Origin of the sequence: Enterococcus sp. E5-37 (assembly GCF_035726925.1) — a bacterium.
Taxonomy (GTDB): Bacteria; Bacillota; Bacilli; order Lactobacillales; family Enterococcaceae; genus Enterococcus_B; species Enterococcus_B faecium.
On record NZ_JAPMLG010000006.1, the window covers coordinates 1 to 21,542 of the forward strand.

Annotated in this window: 22 protein-coding genes; 16 read left to right on the forward strand and 6 right to left on the reverse strand. The window is 38.7% G+C overall.

Annotation, left to right across the window (positions count from 1 at the left end):
* The 4 genes from OS138_RS06275 to OS138_RS06290 all read right to left on the reverse strand — a co-directional run.
* The coding region (locus tag OS138_RS06275; RefSeq protein WP_143353310.1) for a helix-turn-helix domain-containing protein at positions 1-174 on the reverse strand (174 nt) is incomplete at its 3' end.
* Between the two features lie 107 nt (positions 175-281).
* Positions 282-1,079: a TPM domain-containing protein gene (locus OS138_RS06280; protein WP_142652132.1), complete on the reverse strand. Its 798-nt coding sequence runs from the start codon at positions 1,077-1,079 to the stop codon at positions 282-284.
* On the reverse strand, positions 1,076-2,260 hold the full coding sequence (locus OS138_RS06285; RefSeq protein WP_002298878.1) for a hypothetical protein: 1,185 nt from the start codon (positions 2,258-2,260) through the stop codon (positions 1,076-1,078). The genes OS138_RS06280 and OS138_RS06285 overlap by 4 nt, the downstream gene beginning before the upstream one ends.
* Before the next feature lie 24 nt (positions 2,261-2,284).
* Positions 2,285-3,532 (reverse strand): SPFH domain-containing protein, encoded by a 1,248-nt coding sequence (locus tag OS138_RS06290; RefSeq protein ID WP_002294044.1) that lies wholly within the window; start codon positions 3,530-3,532, stop codon positions 2,285-2,287.
* Between the two features lie 214 nt (positions 3,533-3,746).
* On the opposite strand from OS138_RS06290, the gene dnaX reads away from it, so the two are divergent.
* The 10 genes from dnaX to dinB all read left to right on the forward strand — a co-directional run bounded on the left by dnaX (position 3,747) and on the right by dinB (position 11,822).
* Positions 3,747-5,492 carry a DNA polymerase III subunit gamma/tau gene (gene dnaX / locus OS138_RS06295; protein WP_123838775.1) on the forward strand — a complete coding sequence of 582 codons (1,746 nt, stop codon included), beginning with the start codon at positions 3,747-3,749 and terminating at the stop codon, positions 5,490-5,492.
* Between the two features lie 19 nt (positions 5,493-5,511).
* Positions 5,512-5,826: a YbaB/EbfC family nucleoid-associated protein gene (locus tag OS138_RS06300; protein ID WP_002292337.1), complete on the forward strand. Its 315-nt coding sequence runs from the start codon at positions 5,512-5,514 to the stop codon at positions 5,824-5,826.
* 24 nt (positions 5,827-5,850) lie between these two features.
* Positions 5,851-6,447 carry a recombination mediator RecR gene (recR, locus tag OS138_RS06305; protein ID WP_325069857.1) on the forward strand — a complete coding sequence of 199 codons (597 nt, stop codon included), beginning with the start codon at positions 5,851-5,853 and terminating at the stop codon, positions 6,445-6,447.
* Between the two features lie 63 nt (positions 6,448-6,510).
* Positions 6,511-7,155: a dTMP kinase gene (gene tmk / locus OS138_RS06310; protein WP_002294039.1), complete on the forward strand. Its 645-nt coding sequence runs from the start codon at positions 6,511-6,513 to the stop codon at positions 7,153-7,155.
* 14 nt (positions 7,156-7,169) lie between these two features.
* The gene (locus OS138_RS06315) at positions 7,170-7,499 is read left to right on the forward strand and encodes a cyclic-di-AMP receptor (protein WP_002292340.1); all 330 of its coding nucleotides are present in this window, start codon (positions 7,170-7,172) and stop codon (positions 7,497-7,499) included.
* 13 nt (positions 7,500-7,512) lie between these two features.
* Positions 7,513-8,451 carry a DNA polymerase III subunit delta' gene (gene holB, locus OS138_RS06320; protein ID WP_087626488.1) on the forward strand — a complete coding sequence of 313 codons (939 nt, stop codon included), beginning with the start codon at positions 7,513-7,515 and terminating at the stop codon, positions 8,449-8,451.
* A 35-nt stretch (positions 8,452-8,486) separates the two neighbouring features.
* Entirely contained in the window at positions 8,487-9,311 is an 825-nt protein-coding gene (locus OS138_RS06325; protein WP_002298875.1) for a PSP1 domain-containing protein, read from the forward strand.
* Complete coding sequence (locus OS138_RS06330; RefSeq protein ID WP_002288076.1) at positions 9,304-9,651, forward strand: DNA replication initiation control protein YabA; 348 nt, start codon at positions 9,304-9,306, stop codon at positions 9,649-9,651. The genes OS138_RS06325 and OS138_RS06330 overlap by 8 nt, the downstream gene beginning before the upstream one ends.
* Before the next feature lie 68 nt (positions 9,652-9,719).
* Positions 9,720-10,592, forward strand: a complete 873-nt coding sequence (gene rsmI / locus OS138_RS06335; protein ID WP_002318291.1) for a 16S rRNA (cytidine(1402)-2'-O)-methyltransferase — start codon at positions 9,720-9,722, stop codon at positions 10,590-10,592.
* Positions 10,593-10,700: 108 nt separating this feature from the next.
* The gene (gene dinB, locus OS138_RS06340; protein ID WP_002294035.1) at positions 10,701-11,822 is read left to right on the forward strand and encodes a DNA polymerase IV; all 1,122 of its coding nucleotides are present in this window, start codon (positions 10,701-10,703) and stop codon (positions 11,820-11,822) included.
* Positions 11,823-11,875: 53 nt separating this feature from the next.
* On the opposite strand, the gene nrdG is transcribed toward dinB, so the two are convergent.
* The gene (nrdG, locus tag OS138_RS06345) at positions 11,876-12,478 is read right to left on the reverse strand and encodes an anaerobic ribonucleoside-triphosphate reductase activating protein (RefSeq protein WP_087626490.1); all 603 of its coding nucleotides are present in this window, start codon (positions 12,476-12,478) and stop codon (positions 11,876-11,878) included.
* Between the two features lie 314 nt (positions 12,479-12,792).
* Positions 12,793-14,982: an anaerobic ribonucleoside-triphosphate reductase gene (gene nrdD / locus OS138_RS06350; RefSeq protein ID WP_002288083.1), complete on the reverse strand. Its 2,190-nt coding sequence runs from the start codon at positions 14,980-14,982 to the stop codon at positions 12,793-12,795.
* A 325-nt stretch (positions 14,983-15,307) separates the two neighbouring features.
* Between nrdD and OS138_RS06355 the strand changes: the two genes are divergently transcribed.
* The 6 genes from OS138_RS06355 to dltC all read left to right on the forward strand — a co-directional run bounded on the left by OS138_RS06355 (position 15,308) and on the right by dltC (position 21,541).
* Positions 15,308-16,075, forward strand: coding sequence for an ABC transporter ATP-binding protein (locus tag OS138_RS06355; RefSeq protein WP_002304285.1), 768 nt, complete (start codon positions 15,308-15,310; stop codon positions 16,073-16,075).
* Entirely contained in the window at positions 16,065-18,107 is a 2,043-nt protein-coding gene (locus OS138_RS06360; protein WP_193815990.1) for an ABC transporter permease, read from the forward strand. The genes OS138_RS06355 and OS138_RS06360 overlap by 11 nt, the downstream gene beginning before the upstream one ends.
* A gap of 280 nt (positions 18,108-18,387) precedes the next feature.
* A complete protein-coding gene (locus OS138_RS06365) occupies positions 18,388-18,537 on the forward strand; it encodes a teichoic acid D-Ala incorporation-associated protein DltX (RefSeq protein WP_002288113.1) in 150 nt (49 codons plus the stop codon).
* Positions 18,538-18,547: 10 nt separating this feature from the next.
* Positions 18,548-20,062, forward strand: coding sequence for a D-alanine--poly(phosphoribitol) ligase subunit DltA (gene dltA / locus OS138_RS06370; protein ID WP_002317605.1), 1,515 nt, complete (start codon positions 18,548-18,550; stop codon positions 20,060-20,062).
* Complete coding sequence (dltB, locus tag OS138_RS06375; protein WP_142652128.1) at positions 20,059-21,270, forward strand: D-alanyl-lipoteichoic acid biosynthesis protein DltB; 1,212 nt, start codon at positions 20,059-20,061, stop codon at positions 21,268-21,270. The genes dltA and dltB overlap by 4 nt, the downstream gene beginning before the upstream one ends.
* A 37-nt stretch (positions 21,271-21,307) precedes the next feature.
* Positions 21,308-21,541 carry a D-alanine--poly(phosphoribitol) ligase subunit DltC gene (gene dltC / locus OS138_RS06380; protein WP_002288092.1) on the forward strand — a complete coding sequence of 78 codons (234 nt, stop codon included), beginning with the start codon at positions 21,308-21,310 and terminating at the stop codon, positions 21,539-21,541.
* Position 21,542: the final 1 nt, after the last annotated feature.

Consider the following 21,542-nt stretch of genomic DNA (forward strand, 5'->3'; position numbering starts at 1 on the left):
TTGTCGCTTTCTTACTAGACCCTCTTCACCAAATTCTTGATAGGCATTGATCCAGCGCTTCACTTGTGATGGAGCCTTAATGGAATACTTCTTTGCCAGATAATCACTTCCGCCTTTACCATCCAAATAATCATGAACGATCTTTAATTTAAGTTCAAAAGTATACTTAGCCATAAAAAATACCGACCTCCAAAAGTTAGATTTTTTGGTCTAACTTTTGGGGGTCGGTACACACGATTTTTGTCACAGCCCTTTTTTTGCGAACATTCATTTAGCAATTTTTAGAAACTTCTGCCGCCACCGCCAAAAGTCCCGCCACCGCTAGAATGGGTAGTACTTCCGCCACCGCCGCTTCCAGGAGGTGGGCTTTTGGGGATTCTTCTTGTCGTGACAAAAGAATTTGTCAGACGATCGGTTTTTTCAGTTAATTTGATACTGGATTTTTCTCGGAATGGATATTTGTAGATGCCTGATTTCAATTGATAACGCGAAACAGTCACAAAATAAAAGACAAGACTAAGGATAAGAGCCAAAACAACAGCAATGATGATTTCTACTGTCGTCAAAACCTTATAGCGTGTAATTTTGCCAGTTTCTTCGTCTACACGATAATGTCCTCCTGGAACTCCGTCTTCCACATATGTTGCTGATTTAGACAGGTAAGCTTTTGCAGCATTGTAATAGGCAGCATTTGTCATCTGATCATAAACATCATCTAAGATCGAATCGATTCTGCTGTCAGTCAAATAATCGATCATATTACCAGAAGTCGAAATGTAGATTTCACGCTGTCCCATATCTAATAGCAATACTGAGCCATTTTGATCATTTCCGACTGCGTCTCTTAAGTAATTATCAGCAAAGTCTCTTGGTTCTTCTGAATTAGATGTAGTCGTTACGATCAAGACTCGTCCTTTGATTTTTTCATTCAGCTTTTCTGCCTGTTGTTCCAAAGATTGGATTTGATCTGTTGTAAATAACCCAGCCTCATCATTTACCGTAACTGTATCTGCATGAGTAGCCACCGGCCAGCCAACACTTACTAGCAAAAGAAAGAATAAAAAAATTTTTTTCATCATATCAAGTAACCTCCGATCAGAAAGAGGATCGCTAGCCCAGCGAAAATCCCAAGAGCGGTCAGTCCCAATTTTTTCTGGCTGATCGGCAGGACACCGCTGACCTTTCCTGTTTGTCCATTCATTGCATAGTAGTAGACTTTTTTACTTGAGTCATTGCTTCGATAAGTAACAAGCCATACCGGCAGTAATACGTAATTATTTACTTCGTTTGTGATTGAAGCAGAAGTTCGCACACCGGTCAATGTTGTATATCCATTTGCGGTATCTTTTAACAGCTTCTCTGAATAGTCTTTTAATTCAGATTGAATCTGTGATTTGATTGCCTCATATTCGATATCTCTTTTTTCTGCTTGGAAACCGGCTAAATACTGGCTTTTAAAATCAATTGCTTTATCTAACGGGAAAGGTTGCACGCCTTCGACCATCTTTTGTTGCGTATTTTTTGATAAGGCATTTTTTACTAGTTCTTTAAAAGAAAGCTTGCCTGCTCTTGAAACAGCAAATTGCTTCGTTTCTGTGTATTCGATGTCACCTATCCGCCATATGCGGATAACTGTACCATTCGCCTGCATGGCACCATCTACTTCAGCATCTGTAGCCCAATAAGGGAAATATACACCTGTCAACTTATCGATTTGATCCTTATTGAAAAAAGCTTTGGGAACAAACCATTTTTTCTTGGTCCAAGCGAGAAATCTGTTGATTGCTTCTTCTTTCTCGACAGCAAAAGGAAGTACTTTATTTGGCAAGAATTCTCCGCTTAAACGTCCCGATAGTACGACGGGATTATGGCAGTAGTAACAATAAGTCGCAGCAGTTGTCGCATCAGTCACGATCTCTGCACCACAGTTGGGACAAAGAAAAAGATCCATCGCTGCGGTATTATCTGCAGATTCGTCCGCTGTATCTGAAAAACCGCCTGCCTCGTCAACCGCTTTGCGCTCGGCTTCATTCATATCGGCAAGCTGTTCTTGAGCTGTAAAAGTAAAATCTTCGGTAGGTGAAGGTTCTTCTTTGCTTTCTTCGCCAGCCATACGCGCTTCTTTTTGCTTTTGCTCATATTGGCTGACTTCTTCTTCTGTATAGATATTCAGGCAGTATTCGCAATGAAATTTTTGGTCTTTGGGATCAAAAGTCAACGGACCGCCGCAATTAGGACATTTATGTGTAAGAACATCCATCAGCTGCACACCTTTCTAAATAAATTAATCAACGGGGATTCCTTTAAACGGTTTACCACAGTTTGGACAGAATTTAGGGATGCCGTTGGAAAGATCCACGATCTCATTGCATTCACTGCATCGCATTTGCAGCTTAGGCTGAACGTTTTCTACAGGTTTGGCAGCTCCGCAGTTGGAACAGAATTTTCCGGAATTTTCTGTCCCGCAAACTGGACATGTCCAAGTATCCGCATTTCCTTGTGCAGTTTGTTGATTTTGTTTTTCTGCTTGTTGTTTGATTTGTTCTTGGTTATTTTGAGCTGCTTGAGAAAGATAAGAACCATTTGCATTCATTCCCATACCTACACCCATAAAGCCGGTCATTGCTCCTGCTTCATTTTTTCCGGCTGCTTCCATACCACGTGCAATGGAACCTTGCACGTATCCTTCACGTACGCTAGGATCACCTAGCATCGCCCCTTCGTTACGCATATTGATCAGTTTCACAGAATCATCGGTGTAAGAAATGCTGGCTACAGCCACAGAAACAATCTCCATCCCACGTAATTCACGCCAAGAATCATCCAATGCAGTATCCATGTATTTGCTTAATTCCAAACTCTTAGATGGTACATAAGAAATCCGTTGACCATCTGCAGACATCTGATTGATTGCTGATTGCAGCGCTGTTAGGAATTCAGCTAAATACTGCTCATTGATATCATTGATTTCCACTTGTGTTTTGTTTTTAGGGATTGCGTTTGTATAAAATAAAATCGGGTCAACGACATGAATAGAATAAGTGCCATGTGCCCGTAAGAATAATTCTGCGTTATAGAAATTGTCAAAGTAGTTCAACGGCGCGCTTGTACCGAATTTGATTCCCTTTATTTCTTGGAGATTGATATAAAAAACTTGTTGTTTCTGCGGTGTGACGCCGCCAAATTTAAATCGGTCAAAAGTTTCAGCAATTGCTTCTTTCAGTGTTCCGTTGAACATGGAAGGAGCTGCGTCATTTTTAATGGTGTAATAACCTTCCTCAGCGGTATAATCGATGATTTTTCCACCATCGACCAAAAGCATCATCATGTTTGGATAGACATGGACGACTGTTCCGTCTGTTAAAACATCTTCTGTTCCTTTACGATTGGAGCCACGTTTGTCATCTTTGCGGACTTTGACACCTTTTGTCATGACCGTTGTATCACTCATATTGTCTGGTTCGATGACTTCTAGCCATTGATCTGCCAGACCGCCGCCAACCATACTTGTTGCTGCTTTGATAAGACCCATAAAAAATTCCTCCTCTGATTCAGCTAATGCCAAACAATTATTGTTTATTTATTATACCATAGGAAGATGTGAAACTTCTCGGACTAGAGACGGAATTGAAATGGAAAATTGCGTATTGTTTAAATACCTGAAAAAGCCGAGAAGGATAGTAGTTTTTTTACCTAATATCACGTATAATAAGAGATAGTGAATTTTTTAAAAAAGGGGGATCCTTATGGCATATCAAGCACTTTATCGAGTCTGGCGTTCGCAGCGTTTCGAAGACATCGTTGGACAAAAAGCTGTGACACAGACACTAAAAAATGCTATTGTTTCCCACAAAACCTCACATGCCTACTTGTTTACAGGACCCAGAGGAACCGGAAAGACGAGTGCAGCAAAGATTTTCGCAAAAGCAATCAACTGTCCGAACAGTAAAGACGGTGAGCCGTGCAACGAATGCGAAATGTGTCGATCAATTACTGCTGGCACGCAAGAAGATGTGATCGAAATCGATGCTGCCAGCAATAACGGAGTCGAAGAAATCCGATTTATCCGTGATCGGGCAAATTATGCGCCTACAAAGGCAGCGTACAAAGTGTACATTATTGATGAGGTACATATGCTTTCAACAGGAGCTTTCAATGCCTTGTTGAAAACATTGGAAGAGCCAAAAGAAAGTGTCATATTCATCTTAGCAACGACCGAACCTCACAAAATACCAGCTACGATCATTTCACGGACTCAGCGATTTGATTTTAAACGGATCAATACGGCAGATATTGTCGAACATCTTGAATTTATCTTGAAAGAATCGACTATCAGCTATGAACCAGCTGCATTGAATGTGATTGCCCGTTCTGCAGAAGGCGGGATGCGGGATGCATTGAGTATTCTTGATCAGGCAATCTCGTTTAGTGAAGGAACAATTACTTTAGATGATGCCATGCAAGTGACAGGTAGCTTAACTGACGAAATGATGGACAGTTACTTGAGTGCTTGCGTGAAAAAAGAAGTACCAGAAGCATTGGAAACATTGAACCAAATTCTCGCAGCCGGTAAAGAATCACGTCGCTTTCTAGAGGATATGTTACAATACTGCCGTGACTTGCTGATGTATCAGCAAGCACCTAATCTAGTTGAGGAACAATCGAGTACGATCAGAAGTACATTTACAGAATTGGCACAAACTGTTTCAGCGGATCAGCTGTTTTCAATGATAAAGATTTTGAGCGATACTCAAAATGAAATTCGTTTTACCAATAGTGCCGCTATTTATTTGGAAGTCGCTACAGTCAAACTTGCACAGCTACCGTCTGCTTCTGTTCCTTCAGCAGATGTAGCATTTGCAGATGATCAGATAGTAAAACAGCTACAACAAGAGATTAAGGAACTAAGAAACGAAATCAAGGAACTACGCAGTAATACAGGAATTGAGAATACAAAAGTACAGCCGGTACAGCAAACAAATCATAAAAAACAGACAAGTACCTATCGTGTACCGACGGAACGAGTATATAAAGTTCTGCGGGAAGCGACAAGACAGCATCTGAACCAAGTAAAAGAAGTATGGGAAGACTTACTGATGAGTCTATCTGTCACTCAGCGAGCAATGCTTAAAGCAAGCGAACCAGTTGCAGCTGGACCTACAGGACTAGTGATTGCGTTTGATTATGAGATTGTTTGTCAAAGAGCAGCAAATGACGAAGAATTGCAGCTTTCGGTACACAACAACTTAAGCCGAATGATCAAAGATTATGCGCCTGATCCTGTTTATATTACAAGAGAAAGCTGGCCAGAACTTCGAAGAAATTATTTGACGCAGGCACAAGAAGAGGGAACAGAAAACTCTTTTGCTTCTGAAGACTCAGAAGGAGAAATCGAGTTGCTTCCTCAAGAACAAGAAGTACCAGAAGAAACATTTGTAGTAAAAGCAGAGGAACTGTTTGGCTCCGAAGCTGTTACAGTGGTAGATGATTAATAAAAAGGAGTAGATAATTATGATGCGTGGAATGGGCAATATGCAAGGCATGATGAAACAAGTACAAAAAATGCAAAAAGAAATGGCAGAAGCACAAGAGCTGCTAAATAAAACAGAGTTTACAGGTAAAGCCACCAATGAATTGGTCAAAGCGGTTTTTACAGGCGATCGTCGCATGAAAGATATCCAAATCAATGAAGAAGTCGTTGATCCTGATGATATCGAGATGCTTCAGGATCTTGTCGTAATGGCAGTCAATGATGCGATCGCACAAATTGATGTGGAAACTGAGAAAAAATTAGGGAAATACGCAAAAGGTTTACCAGGATTTTAGTTTTAAACTGAAGGAGTAATGAATATGCAACATCCAGAACCAATTGCGAAACTGATCGACAGCTACATGAAACTTCCAGGAATCGGTCAGAAAACAGCGACAAGACTCGCCTTTTATACGATCGATATGAAAGATGAAGTAGTAAATGAATTTGCTAAATCTTTGTTAAGTGTAAAACGCGATTTGCATTTTTGTAGTATCTGCGGAAACATCACAGAAGAAGATCCCTGCGAAATATGTAGAAATCCTTCACGTGATCGAAGCGTTATCCTAGTGGTCGAAGAGCCGAAAGATGTAATGGCAATGGAAAAAATGCGAGAATATCACGGACTTTATCATGTTCTCCATGGTGTGTTATCACCGATGGAAGGGACAGGTCCAGAAGACATCAATATTTCTTCTCTGTTGCAGCGGCTGCATGATGCAGATGTAAAAGAAGTGATTATCGCAACAAATGCAACAACAGAGGGAGAAGCAACAGCTATGTATCTCTCACGTCTGATCAAACCCGCAGGTATCAAAGTGACTCGTCTAGCACATGGTCTGTCTGTAGGTTCTGATATCGAGTATGCAGATGAAGTTACTTTATTGAAAGCTGTCGAAGGAAGACGTGAGTTATAAATTTCTAATTAAGTGTTTTTTCAGATACAATATAAAAGCAGCACAAGAGATGGGGGCAACAATGTGAACGGACTATTTATTACAATCGAGGGGCCTGATGGTGCAGGAAAAACCAGCATCTTGAATGAACTTTACCCTCTTTTGAAAGAAGTAGCAAAAACAGAAATCATTCAAACAAGAGAACCAGGAGGCATTCCGATTGCTGAAGAGATCCGAGCAGTGATCCTTGATCCAAAAAATGATCGGATGGATGAACGTACGGAAGCACTGCTTTATGCAGCGGCAAGAAGACAACATCTAGTCGAAAAGGTTCTGCCTGCTTTGGCAAAAGGGAAAATCGTTTTATGCGATAGATTTGTCGACAGTTCTCTTGCTTATCAAGGTGCAGGCCGACGCATCGGCGTTACCGAGATTGCTCGGTTGAATGAGTTTGCTACAGAAGGTACTACGCCGGATTTTACCCTTTATCTTGACGTAGATTCAGACACCGGATTAAGAAGAATCAAGAAAAACAGACAAAATCAAATCGACCGTTTAGATTCGGAAGGTTTGGAATTCCACCAGCGTGTACGTCATGCCTATTTGAAGCTGGCAGAAGAGAATCCGGAAAGAATCCACAAAGTTGATGCAAGAAAAAGCTTTGAAGAAGTGCTGCAAACAAGTTATCATACAATTATTGAACAGTATCCGCAATTTTTTGAAAACTAGGAAGGTGAACGTTTATGAAAATTATTTTAGCGATTATCCAAGACAAAGACAGCAACCGTTTATCAAATGAATTGATTGATGCAAATATCCGTGCCACAAAACTATCATCGACAGGCGGCTTCCTTAAGGCTGGAAACAGCACGTTTATCGTGGGTATTGAAGATGACCGTGTAGAAGAAGCATTGGAAATCATCAAAAAAACGTGTGAATCAAGAAAGCAATTTGTATCTACACCTGTTACACTGGATATTTCGATGGATGGGGGCGTCCCTTATCCAGTAGAAGTAGAAGTAGGCGGTGCCACAGTCTTCGTCTTACCTGTTGAAGGATTCCATCAATTTTAGGAGGAGCTGAGCTATGAATCAAGAAATAAACTTGGCTCAAATGCAACCGATCGTGTATCAGCAGCTTCAACGGAGTTTTGAGCATGGGCGTATCGCTCATGCTTATCTTTTTGAAGGGGAGAAAGGAACAGGAAAACATGAAGTAGGTATATGGCTTGCACAGCACCTGTTCTGTACCCAAATGAAAGACAATCTGCCTTGTGGAAAATGCAACAATTGTCAGCGGATCGAAAAGAAAGAACATCCAGATGTTTTGGTTATTGAACCGGAAGGACAAACCATCAAAGTCGATCAGATCAGACGTTTGCAGACGGAATTCAGTCGCAGCGGTTACGAATCAAGAAAAAAAGTTTTTTTGATCAAAGAAGCTGAAAAAATGAATAGCAGTGCTGCAAACAGTTTGTTGAAATTCTTGGAAGAGCCCCCTGGAGATTTTTTAGCGGTGTTAGAAACAGATGCAGTAGGAAGAATTCTCCCTACTATTCAATCTCGTTGTCAAGTTCTGCATTTTCAAGAACTTTCGAAAGACGCACTGATCCATCGATTGCAAGAAGAGCAGATTCCATTGGAAAAAGCAAAACTTTTGGCTTTCTTAACAAACAGTTTAGGAAAAGCAGTTGAAATCTCTCAAGATGAATGGTTTAATGATGCTAAGGACTTGATTTATCAATGGTTCGTTTACTTGCAAAAGCAAGATACTCAAGCCTTTATCTATGTCCAAAAAAAATTGGTAAAATCATTTAAAGAAAAAACACAACAGTTTACAGGATTATCTGTCTTGATGTTTTATTATCAGGAAGCACAGCGTCAAGCAGTAGCAAACGGCGAATATGGCAAAGTGAAACAGATAAACCAGATAATTGAACGGATATTGATCGCAGAGCAGAAACTACGCAGCAATGTCAGTTTTCAGGCTGTTGCGGAACAGTTCGTTTTGCATACGATTTTTTAGCTTGCCGCAAAGGATGATGATCAAGGAGGATGGAAATGGTAGAAGTAGTAGGTGTCCGATATAGAGATGCAGGTCATATCTATTATTTTGCACCAGGAGACTCTGAATATGTTTATAATGACAAGGTATTAGTCGAATCTCAGCAATCCTTACATATTGCTACTGTTGTCCTTCCTAAAAAAGAGATTGATCCCAATGACCTTCCTGAAGCTATCCGTCCGATCTTGCATAAAGCGTCACAAGCTGAATTAGAAAAAGACAAAAAAAACAAAAAAGATGCTCATGATGCATTGAAAATCGCAAAAGAAAAAGTGCAGTTGCGTGAGTTGGAAATGAAAATGGTCAAAGCTGAATACACATTTGATCGAAATAAATTGATTTTTTCTTTCACAGCGGACGGGCGAATTGACTTTAGAGAATTGGTAAAAGATCTGGCCGCTGTATTTCGTACTCGTATTGAGCTTCGACAAATTGGTGTCCGCGATGAAGCAAAGATAATAGGCGGAATTGGTCCATGTGGGCGTCCATTATGCTGTTCTTCTTTTTTAGGCGATTTCGTGCCTGTATCAATCAAAATGGCAAAAGATCAAAGTTTATCTTTGAATCCAACAAAAATTTCCGGTTTATGCGGACGCTTGATGTGCTGTCTGCAATATGAGAGCGAAGAATACGAGACAGCGAAAAAAGAACTCCCTGACTTTGGAAAAGTAATTGCTACACCTGATGGTAAAGGGAAAGTCGTAGGGTTGAATCTGCTTAGCCGTATCGTTAGTATTCGGCTGACTGGACGGGAAAATCCTGTCGAATATGAATGGGATGAATTGAAAGAATTTATCCAAGTAGGTGAGATGAATGGATAAGAGATCATTATACGACGGATTGAATCAATTAGAATCAGAGTTGAGAAATACATTAACAGAACTTGTTGAAATGAAGCATGCTTTGCATGAGATCGTAGAAAAAAATACAACTTTGGAGATGGAAAATCAACGTCTGCGGGAACACCTGCGGGAATTGAACCAAGTTGCACAAGCTCCAGCTGAAAATGTGAAGCAGGAACTTTCTAAGTCTCGTATGAATCTTGAAAAAATTTATGAAGAAGGATTCCATGTCTGCTACGATTTATATGGATCAAGAAGGGACAATGACGAGCCTTGTGCGTTTTGTCTAGAAGTGATCTATCGCGAAAGCGGTCGATGACCAATAACAAGAGGAGACTGGAGCGGAGAAATACTGCTCCAGTCTTTTTATTAAGGAGATTGTGACAGATGTATAATCAAAAAAGTTTCAAGGGAAATCCGGTATATGGGGATTTATATCTTGTACCGACGCCAATTGGAAATTTAGAAGATATGAGCTACAGAAGTGTTCGTATGCTGCAAGAATCCGATCTTATCGCAAGTGAGGATACGCGTAATACACAAAAGTTATTGAATCATTTTGAAATCCATACACCCCAAAAAAGTTTACATGAACATAATTATAAAGAACGTGTCCCTCAATTGATTGCTTTGTTAAAAGAAGGAAAAACGATTGCTCAAGTCAGTGACGCAGGAATGCCTTCCATCAGCGATCCTGGACATGAGCTAGTTTTAGCCTGCATAAAAGAAGGGATTTCTGTGATCTCTATCCCAGGACCTACAGCTGGGATGACGGCTTTGATTGCTTCAGGGCTAGTGCCTCAACCATTTTTATTTTATGGCTTCCTTCCACGTAAGAAAAAAGAACAGAAAGAAACATTGAAAAAGCTAAAAGAACAGACAGCTACGCTGATTTTTTATGAGTCACCTTATCGGATCACTGCTACATTGACGAATTTCTTAGAAATTTTTGGAAATCGCCAAGTCGTTTTGTGTCGGGAATTGACAAAGGTCCATGAAGAATACCTTAGAGGAAGTACGGAAGAGCTACTCGCTTATATCGAAGAACATCCAGTAAAGGGTGAATGTTGTCTGCTTGTAGAAGGGAATTTGTTCGAAACGCCAGTGACGGAAGTTGATGAAGAGTTGGGAACGTTAAAGGAACAAGTAGAAGCAAAGATCGCTTCAGGCGAAAAACCAAATGCTGCTATCAAAGCAGTAGCGCTGAAAAATGGGCTGAAAAAACAAGAAGTCTACCGTCAGTACCATGAATTAGACTGAGATAGTATAAGTTGTCTATAATGAAAGACTAATGAGGAAATCAGCTACTAACTTTTCAAATCTCTTGAACGCGAACTAATGTTCTTGTATAATAAATAAGAGGTGAGGATGATGGAGCTGCAATTTCCTTTACATAATGATACATCAAGAAAAATCATTCATATTGATATGGATGCTTTTTTCGCTTCGGTTGAAGAACGAGATCATCCTGAGTTTCGCGGACATCCATTAGTAATTGCCAGACACCCCAGTGACACTGGTGGGCGTGGAGTAGTGACTACAGCAAATTATGAAGCAAGAAAATTCGGAATTCATTCAGCAATGAGTGCACAAAAAGCGTATGAGCTTTGTCCGCAAGCCATCTTTAAGCCTGGCGACCATCATAAATACAGCGATATTTCCAAACAAGTACGGGAAGTATTCTATCGTTATACAGATATTGTGGAACCAGTTAGTATCGATGAAGCGTATCTTGATGTGACCGAAAATAAAATCAATTGCAAGTCAGCCATCAAAATCGCCCGAATGATCCAAGCAGATATTTGGGAGAGTGTCCAGCTAACATGTTCTGCGGGAGTAAGTTACAATAAGTTTTTGGCCAAATTAGCATCAGACTATCAAAAACCTAGAGGAATCACGGTAGTTGCCCCTCAAGACGCTGTGCCATTTTTAAAAGCTTTGCCAATTGAAAAATTTCATGGGGTAGGGAAGAAAACTGTACCTAGAATGCATGAGCTAGGGATTTATACAGGAAAAGACCTATATGAATGCACAGAAATGATGTTGATTCGAAATTTTGGAAAAATGGGCTATTCTCTTTATCGTAAAGTCAGAGGAATCCATGATTCTCCAGTAAACGTTACAAGAGAGCGAAAATCTGTGGGAAAAGAGCATACTTATGGGCAGCCATTGCAAACGGAAGAAGCAGTGCTGACTCAGTTGCGCCAACTAGCTGAAAAAGTAGAAGAAGCACTGAGAAGAGTCCAAAAACATGGGAAAACAGTAGTTTTGAAGGTCAGGTACACGGACTATTCTACTGTGACCAAAAGAGTGACATTGCCAGAATATATCTATAAAAAAGAAGCACTCTTTTATCAAGCAAGCCTTATATGGGAGGAAATCTTGGGAGTAGAAAAAGGGATCCGATTGTTAGGGATTACTTTGACGAATCTGGACCCGATGACTTATGAAAACATCGTCCTTCCATTATGGGAAAATCAAGAAATATAAAAACAGCTTTGAGAGTTGAAAACGGAAATCCGTTTTCTCTCCCAAAGCTGTTTTTATATCAAGTCTTGCTTTTTGATTTGTTCATAGGTTTCTGTTGCATCCGTACATTTTTCCCAAATCACAACTTGATTGGATTCTAAAGATTTTTGGACGTCAATGATCCGCTGGTTGCTACTTCCGCGAAATTGTAGTTTTAGGTCACGTTTGCTTAATTCAAAGCGTCCGTCAACAAGGATATCGATTTGCGAAAGGAGTTCTAATTTATCTTCTGAATCTTGTAGCAATTCATCAAAGGTATAGCCTGTCCATGACCAGATATCTTTTGTCGTACCGAACTCTTTTCGGATACGTCGTACGACTTGCAGACAAACATCTGTATTCAAAAAAGGCTCGCCACCAAGTAAAGTTAATCCTTGCACGTAATCGTTGCGCAAGTCAGAAATGATTTGTTCTTCTAATTCAGGTGTGAATGGTTTGCCATATCGGAAATTTTGTGCAGCTTTGTTGAAGCAGCCTTCGCAGGCAAATAAGCAGCCACTAACGTAAAGACTGTTGCGGACACCTTCACCATCGACAAAATTAAACGGTTTGTAGTCAGCAATATAGTTTCGGCTGTAGTCTTTTGCTAACCATTCTTTTGGTTTTGGATTTCTCATAAAAAAACTTCTTTCATTTAAGGTTCAAAGATATAGCTATTGAAGATAAAATCTACTCGACCACATAAATAAGAACAAACTGACCTAAATCCATTGTTCAAGAAAGCTTGTTCTTATTTTGATAGAGGGCGTTCAAAGATACAAAGCCATCGAAAGAGGGTGGTGAAAAAAGACTTGTCACAGCCTCTTATTCTGAATAAACGGTGTTCACAAGCTTGCATCTGCAGTAATAAGCCCAACTAAACGAAAAATATGAGGAGCTATTTTTGTTTAGCTGTTCTTATTACTTGATGCAGAACAGCTTTTTCACAACCTCATTTCATGTGTTTCACACGTGAGGAAATTTCTTTATGGCGGCCATGTACCATCGGACGAGCTTGCGGATTTCCTAAATAGCCACAAGTACGTTTGACTACATCACATGTTTTTGGATCATGATTTCCACATTCTGGACATTCGAATCCTCGTTCTGTCGGTTTGAAATCACCTTCGAAACCACATTGATAGCAATGATCGATTGGCGTATTCGTACCAAGATACCCGATTTTGTCATATGCAAAATCCCATACAGCTTCTAAAGCTTTCGGATTTTGTTGGAGCATAGGGTATTCACAGTAGTGGATGAATCCACCTGAACAATATTTTGGATAATCCTTCTCAAATTCCAATTTTTCAAATGGCGTTGGGTTTTTACGCACATCATAGTGGAAACTGTTTGTATAATATTCTTTATCTGTGATATTTTCGATGATGCCGAATTTTTCTGTATCCAAACGGCAGAAACGGTCAGTTAGACTTTCACTTGGAGTTGAATAGACACTGAAATGATAACCATATTCATCCCCCCATGCATCTGCATTAGCTTTTAATTCTTTGACGATATCAAGTGTGAAAGCTTTTGCTTCTGGGTTTGTTTCCCATTCGCCACCGAAGAAAGCTGAAGCAACTTCATATAATCCAATGTAGCCTAACGATACAGTAGCTCGACGGTTTTTGAATAATTCATTGACAGAATCGGTACGTGAAAGACGTTTCCCGAAAGCACCATACATATATAAAATTGGTGCATTTGCAGGAATGGCTTCTTTACAACGTTCTACACGATAGAGAAGAGCATCTTTCATGATTTCTAAGCGGTCAGACAGTAACTGCCAGAATTTATTCTGATCTCCTTTTGATTCGATCGCGATTCTTGGCAAATTCAATGTAACAACACCTAAATTCATTCGTCCGACATTTACTTCTTGACCATTTTCGTCTTTCCACCCTTGCAAGAATGAACGACAGCCCATAGGTACTTTGAAACTTCCAGTTAATTCAACGATTTTATCGTAATTCAGAATATCAGGATACATTCTTTTCGTTGCACATTCCAATGCTAGTTGTTTGATGTCGTAATTAGGATCTTCAGGGTTTAAGTTCACACCTTTTTTCAAAGTGAAGATCAGTTTAGGGAAGATAGCTGTCCGCTTTTCACTCCCTAATCCATTGATTCGAATCTGTAAAATTGCTTTTTGAATTTCTCTTTCAAACCAGTTTTCTCCTAGTCCAAATCCTAATGAAGTGAAAGGAGTTTGTCCATTTGAAGTAAATAAGGTATTGATTTCATATTCCAAACTTTGCATAGCATCGAAGATATCTTTTTTGGTTTTTGCTTTTGCATATTCTTTTTGTCGTTCTGGCGAATCGATCCATTCTTCCGCATCTTTTAGATGTTTTTTATAGTTCAATTCTGCAAAAGGAGCAAGCAATTCATCTGTTCGGTCGGCAGAACAGCCACCATATTGACTTGACGCTACATTGGCAATAATCTGTGAGATTTGTGCTGTGGCGGTCTGGATAGATTTTGGCGATTCGACTTCGGCATTGCCGATTTTGAAACCATTGTTCAGCATGCCTTTGAAATCAATCAAGCAGCAATTCGTCATCGGTGTATAAGGATGATAATCCAAATCATGGTAATGGATATCGCCTTTTTGATGCGCATTTGCTATATGTGGTGGCAACATTTTCAGTCCGATTGATTTTCCAACGATCCCGGCTGTCAGATCTCGCTGTGTATTGAAAACATTACTGTCTTTATTTGCGTTTTCGTTCACGACAGTTTGGTCCTTGTTGATTAGCTTTTCAATCGAAAAGTTGATATCTGTTGCTTTACTGCGAGCAAAATCTCGTTTGGTACGATAATTGATGTACTCTTCTGCTAATTCATATTCGTTTTTTTCTAGTAATATATGTTCCACGATGTTTTGAATCTCATAGATTTTGACATTTTCAGCAAACCGGCTTTTGATTTCTTGGACAACCAAGTCTGCAATCATTTGAATTTTTTCGTAAGTAAGTGGTGATAATGAGCCGTGAATTTTCTTTTCTGCTTTGATCAGTGCTTCATTGATCTTTTGTTCATCGAAATCAACATGGCGGCCATCGCGTTTGATGACTTTCATCTGGGATGTCTCTGGCTGCTGAGTAACGACAGTTTTTTCTTCATAATTTACTTTCATTATCTTCAACTCCTGCTAAATTGTTCTTGTCTATCATAAAACAAAATCTGGGAAGGAGCAACTAAATATCGGCTATATATAGTATTCAATGTGCTGTATAATTGGATTTCTATACTATATGTAGTGTATATTTTATTGTGAAAAAAGGTGAAAACTTGTAGCTGGTGGATTTGTTTTTTGCATATTTAATTTTGCTGAATAAAATAATTGAATAAAATTTTTTATTCAGTCCAAGTAAAAGTGACAAAAACATAAGAGCAAATTATTCGTAGATATGCTACTATGCAAATAAATAGAAATGAAAAATGAAAGAGGAGGAGAAGAATTGGAAAAGATGATCGAAGTGAAACATCTAAGTAAAAGCTACGGCAGCAAACTTTCTCCCGTCAAAGCCTTAGATAATATCTCATTCACAGTAGAAGAAGGCGAGTTTGTTGGGATTATGGGCCCAAGTGGTGCAGGAAAGACAACGCTGATGAATATCTTGTCCACGATCAATTTGCCTACGATGGGCAGTGTCTCGATCCAAGGAAAAGAAATCACAAAAATGAAAAACAGTGAGCTCAGTGACTTTCGTCGAAAAAAACTAGGATTCATTTTTCAAGAGTTCAATTTGATCGATACCCTAAATGCAAAAGACAATATCCTATTGCCCCTAGCAGTTGAACGGATGACTAAAGAGGAAATGGAAAAGAGAGTAAGACATGTAGCTCAATTGTTGAATATAGAAGAACTGCTCAAACGGTATCCCGATGAACTTTCTGTCGGACAGAGACAACGAATTGCAGCTGCTAGAGCACTTGTTGTTCAGCCACAAGTGATTTTTGCAGATGAACCAACTGGCTCTTTGGACTCGAAGTCGGCTACAGAATTGTTGAACTACTTGAAGACCATGAATCAAAAAGAAAAAGCAACGATACTGTTAGTCACCCATGATCCATATACAGCAAGCTACTGCGATAGAATTTTATTTATTAAAGATGGTGTGATTTTTTCTGAAGTTGTCAGAAGAGGGACAAGAAGAGAGTTCTTTGAGAAAGTAATAGACATGCAGGCGACGATTGGCGGAGGAGGAAAAATGAATGCTGTATAAACTAGCCGTTAAAAGTTTTTTTCGGCAGTCACGAGGCTATCTTGTTTATTTTTTCAGTTTGACTTTATCCGTAATGATCTATTATTCCTTCAGCGCAATGACCTACGATCAATCTTTAGTCAGAAGAGCAAGTCAAGATACTTCAATAGATGGTGGATTGAGTTTTGGCGGATTTATCATTACTGTTGTTTTGCTTTTTTTCGTATTCAGTGCCAACCGATTTTTCTTGAATAGAAGGCAAAAGGAAATAGGCATCTATCAGCTTTTTGGTATGAATAAACTGCAGATATCAGGTATATATGTGTTAGAAATCATGATAATTGGATTGTTCGCCTGTATTTCTGGGATATTACTCGGTATTATTTTTTCCAAACTCTTTTCAATGATTTTGGTTCGAATGATGGATATGGATCTTACTAGTCCATTTTTTATCTCCATTCCATCAGTAGTAGATACTTTATTTGCTTTTTTCATCATCCTTTTAGCAGTATCTGTATATTCAATATGGAAAATATGGCGCTATCCAATGATTCGAAGTTTTGGAGAAAAAGAACAAGCAGATAGTTCAACAATGCGCTTCAGGACAAGGCACCGATTACTCGCAGTCATCGGGTTACTGCTTTTAACGAGCGGATATTTTGGAGCTAGTCATTTTAGGGAAATCACTTCATGGATGATCAGTTATCATTATCTTGATACATTAGTTTTCTTTTTTCCTTTTTTAATTTTTTTCGTTTGTGTGGTCGGTACTTATTTGTTTTTCTGTTATACATTTCGGTTATTTTTGATCATATTGAGTAAATGGAAGATTTATTACTATGGTATCAATTTTTTGATAATGGGTAACACGCAAGTTCATTTGCTCAAAAGTTGGCGTACAAATTCTCTGATTACAGTCATTCTCGGAATTTCTTTAATGACAATTGGCGGCACGGCTAGTATCTCTACTATTTTATCCTACCAGGAGAAAGTTTCCTCCCCGATGGACTATCAGTTTGATGTTGAGACAGAGAAAAAAATCAAGCCGATTCTAGCAGAGGAAGGGCAGAAGATAACTAAAGAAATCACCTTGCATTATAAAGTCATTGGGAGTATCTATAGTCAAAATCTCGAAGAACCTATGTTTCTAACTGCTAATCTGATCACGGAAACACAATATCAAGCCTTCAGAAAAGTTAATCCAGATTTGCCGAACATTTCTTTGAAATCTCCTGGTCATACTGTTTTGCTTGATCAAATGCAAACTCTTTTTCGGAATATTTCATTATATGGATCTAGTATTGGACTGCCGGATAATCAAGAATTGAAGATTCAACAAATGCTTCCAAGTGTATTAGGTGACAAAACAATGGTATATCTAAGTCCTGTACTGATTGTAGATGATACCGTTTTTGAAAAAGCAAAAGGTGTGGATTATCAAGTAGTCAATGTAGATGTATCAGGTGGAAATAATGAAAAAATAGATGAACGACTGAGCAATGACCTGTCGATAAAGTGGCTCAATGCTGTTTATTATTCTTATGATATCGTAAATGGAAGTCTACAAGGAGAAATTAGCACAAAGAAACTTCCGGATGACCAAATGAAGGAAGCACAATTTAGCCAAGAAAGCTCTCGTTTGAATTTCTCTTCCAGCTATTCGAAATTGCGTGCAGTCAATCGGCGAATCGGTATCAATATTTTTGTCACACTATTTGTCGGGATGATCGTGATTATTGCTACTGGTAGTATTTTGACAGTTCGGCAATTAGCAGAAGCAGAGGAAGAAAAAGAAAATTATCACCTATTGACTAAGCTGGGGATTCCACAAAGAAGGATCAGACGGATGATCTTCGAGCAAAACGCACTTACCTTCTTTCCACCCATGATATTAGGGATCACTCACGCAGTATTTGCAATCAATGTCTTCACTCAGTATATAAAAACTGCCGATTATTGGTTGGCTTATCTTGTGAGTGGCTTATTGATCCTTATCTATCTTTTGCTTTATGTCATTACGAGTCAGTTATATTGTCGGATTATCGAGGAATGATATACGGAATAAGACAAGATAATAAATAGAACTATATTTTGAATACCATTTATTTGGAATAAGAGGTTGTGACACGATTTTTGTCACAACCTCTTTATTTTTTATATTTTTTAAAAGTACGAGAAATTATAAAGAAAAAAGCAGTGATTTGATGTGCTATTTTTATAAATGCTATGTGACAAAACTGTTAGTAAAAAAACGGTTTCTGTAAGCTAGACACATGTTTCTTTTTGTCAAAATTAGTTACACTTTGTGTGAGGTTATATGAGGAGGGAATCCAATGAACAAATGGCGTTCTAATCCAAAATTGAATTATTGGGGAAAATTCATCATTCGAACAATTTTTTATAGTGCAGTACTGCTGTTCCTGATTTATCTGTATCACTATAAAAATATTCAAGGAGGAACTTTTATCTATAACGAATTTTAGGAGGAAGAGTATGGAAATCAAAACGATTATTGAAGCAATCGATGATTGGGGAATAAATGAACCTGATCGAGTTGCTTATCAGGCGGATGAGACGCATACTTTTGGTGAATTGAAACAAGCATCAGACGCACTTGCTTATTATTTAGAAAAAAAGGTAGAAGGTGATGGACCAATTGTCGTTTTTGGCAATTTGGAGTTTGAAATGATTGTCTCATTTCTAGGGGTTGTCAAATCTGGCCATGCCTATTTGCCGATTGAAGAGCATACACCCAAGGAGCGTATCCTGTCGATCTTTCGGGTGGCTAAACCATCTATGGTCATCAGTATCGGGGACTGGATAGAAGATATTCCTTCGGTTCCTGTCATAACAAAAAAAGAATTTCAAGAAATCAAGAAGATACCAGTAGGATTTTATCCCAGAAATAGCGTAAAAGGTACAGAAAATTTTTATATTATTTTTACTTCTGGTACTACTGGAGAACCAAAAGGCGTACAAATCAGTCATGATAATCTAGTCAGCTTTGTTCAATGGACGATGGAAGACTTTGGGATCAAGCCTGGTATGCATTTCTTAGCCCAGGCGCCATTTTCTTTTGATTTATCGGTATTTTCTATTTATCCTGCATTAGTTTCTGGCGGAATGCTGAAGCCGTTAAATAAAGCAGTTGTTCAAGACTTTCGTCAATTATTCGCGACATTGCCAGCCTTGAAGTTGAATGTGTGGGTTTCTACTCCATCATTTATGGATATTTGCTTGATGGAACCTACATTCAATGGAGAAAATGTGCCGGAATTGGACATGTTTTTATTTTGCGGAGAAGAATTGACGAAAAAAACTGCAGAAAGTCTACTTGATCGATTCCCAAATGCACGGATATATAATACTTACGGTCCAACAGAAGCAACTGTAGCTATTTCAAGTATTCAGATTGACCAGCATGTACTAGATAGTTATGACCGACTACCGATTGGCTACGTAAAAAAAGACACGAAAGTTTCTATTGTCCAAGAAGGCAAACCTGTTTCAAAAGGAGAAACGGGTGAAATCATTATTGCAGGACCAAGCGTATCAAAAGGTTACCTGAACAATCCCGAAAAGACAGCTGCTGCGTTCTTTTGTCAAAATGACTTAGCAAGTTACCATACAGGGGATGCAGGTAGACTAGATGAAGATGGGCTTTTATTTTATGAAGGACGTATGGATCAGCAGGTCAAATTACATGGATACCGGATTGAACTCGGGGATATCGAACATTATCTGCTCCAAGACAACCGAATCAAACAAGCTGTCGTCGTACCAAAATACCAAGGAACAAAAGTACAGCAGCTGGTTGCTTTTGTCGTATTAGAAGACAAAACGAAACAGCCGGATTTTCAGTTGACTAAATCTATCAAAGAACAATTACTAGAAGTTGTGATGGATTATATGATTCCTCAGAAGTTCCATTATGTCGATCTGCTGCCTCAGACAGTTAATGGAAAAATCGATCGAAAAAAATTAACAGCTGAGGTGAATCCTGAATGATGTTACCTCATATGATCCCTTATGCAGAGCCGTTTTATTTTTTTCTTTTAGCCATTGCGCTTGTACCGATCGTTCTATCTTTATTGATATGGGAAAAAAGATTACCAGTTTATCAATCAGCAGTGACACTTTTCTTTTTATTTGTCAGCTTTGGAGGTAATTATTGGCAACAGGGAGCGGCGCTGATTGGGTATGTTTTGTGGCAGACGATACTTGTATGGGGCTATTTTGTTTATCGGCAAAGGAAAAATCAGACAGGATGGTTTTTTGCCGCCGTTATTTTAGCGATAATTCCACTGTTTTTAACGAAAGTGACTCCTTTTTTTGAACATGGAAAAGCATCGTTACTTGGTTTTTTAGGAATCTCTTATTTAACCTTTAAATCTGTACAAATGATCATGGAAATAAGAGATGGCATGATCAAAACATATAAGCCATTTCGTTATATCCAGTTTCTGCTGTTCTTTCCAACAATCTCTTCTGGACCAATCGATCGCTATAGGAGATTTGAAAAAGACCAGCTCCATCCGCCTGTTCGTGATAAATATGTTGATCTTTTGGGAAAAGGCGTCCAAAATATTTTTGTCGGTTTTTTATATAAATTCATTATCGGCTATTATTTTGGTCAAGTACTGCTTCCTGTAGTGGGACGCATTGCCTTACAGCATGGTGGTATTTCATGGGCATTAGTAGGTTATATGTACGTGTACAGCATGTATTTGTTTTTTGATTTTGCTGGCTATAGCTTATTTGCAGTCGGTACAAGCTACATGATGGGATATCAGACACCAATCAATTTTAATAAACCTTTTTTATCATGGAATATCAAAGAATTCTGGAATCGTTGGCATATGACGCTGTCCTTTTGGTTCCGTGATTATGTATATATGCGATTGATGTTCTTCATGATGAAGAAAAAAATTTTTAAAAGCAAGATCGTAATGTCAAATATCGGTTATTTTGCTTTGTTTCTTCTAATGGGTGTATGGCATGGATTGACGTGGTACTACATCGTATATGGACTGTATCATGCTTGTCTGATCTGTCTGACAGATGCATGGATCCGATTTAAGAAGAAGCATAAAGAGCAGTTGCCTTCTAACAAATTTACGCATGGCTTAGCCGTATTTTTGACATTTCAAGCAGTATGTTTTAGCTTCCTGATTTTTTCAGGATTTTTAGATAAACTTTTTTTAGCTAACGAATAGTGACATATTAATTTATATAACAAAGGAGAAAAGGAAAATGGAAGAACAAATTTTATCAATCTTAGAAGAAATAACAGGAACAGATGAAGTAAGAAAAAATCGTGATATTGATCTATTTGATGAAGGGTTGCTTGATTCTTTAGCATCTGTTCAATTATTAGTCGAGCTAGACGGAGAGCTGGATATCCAAGTCCCTGTATCTGAATTCGAACGAGAGGATTGGAGCACACCGAATAAAATCATTCAACAAGCAACTGCATTGAAGGGTTGAG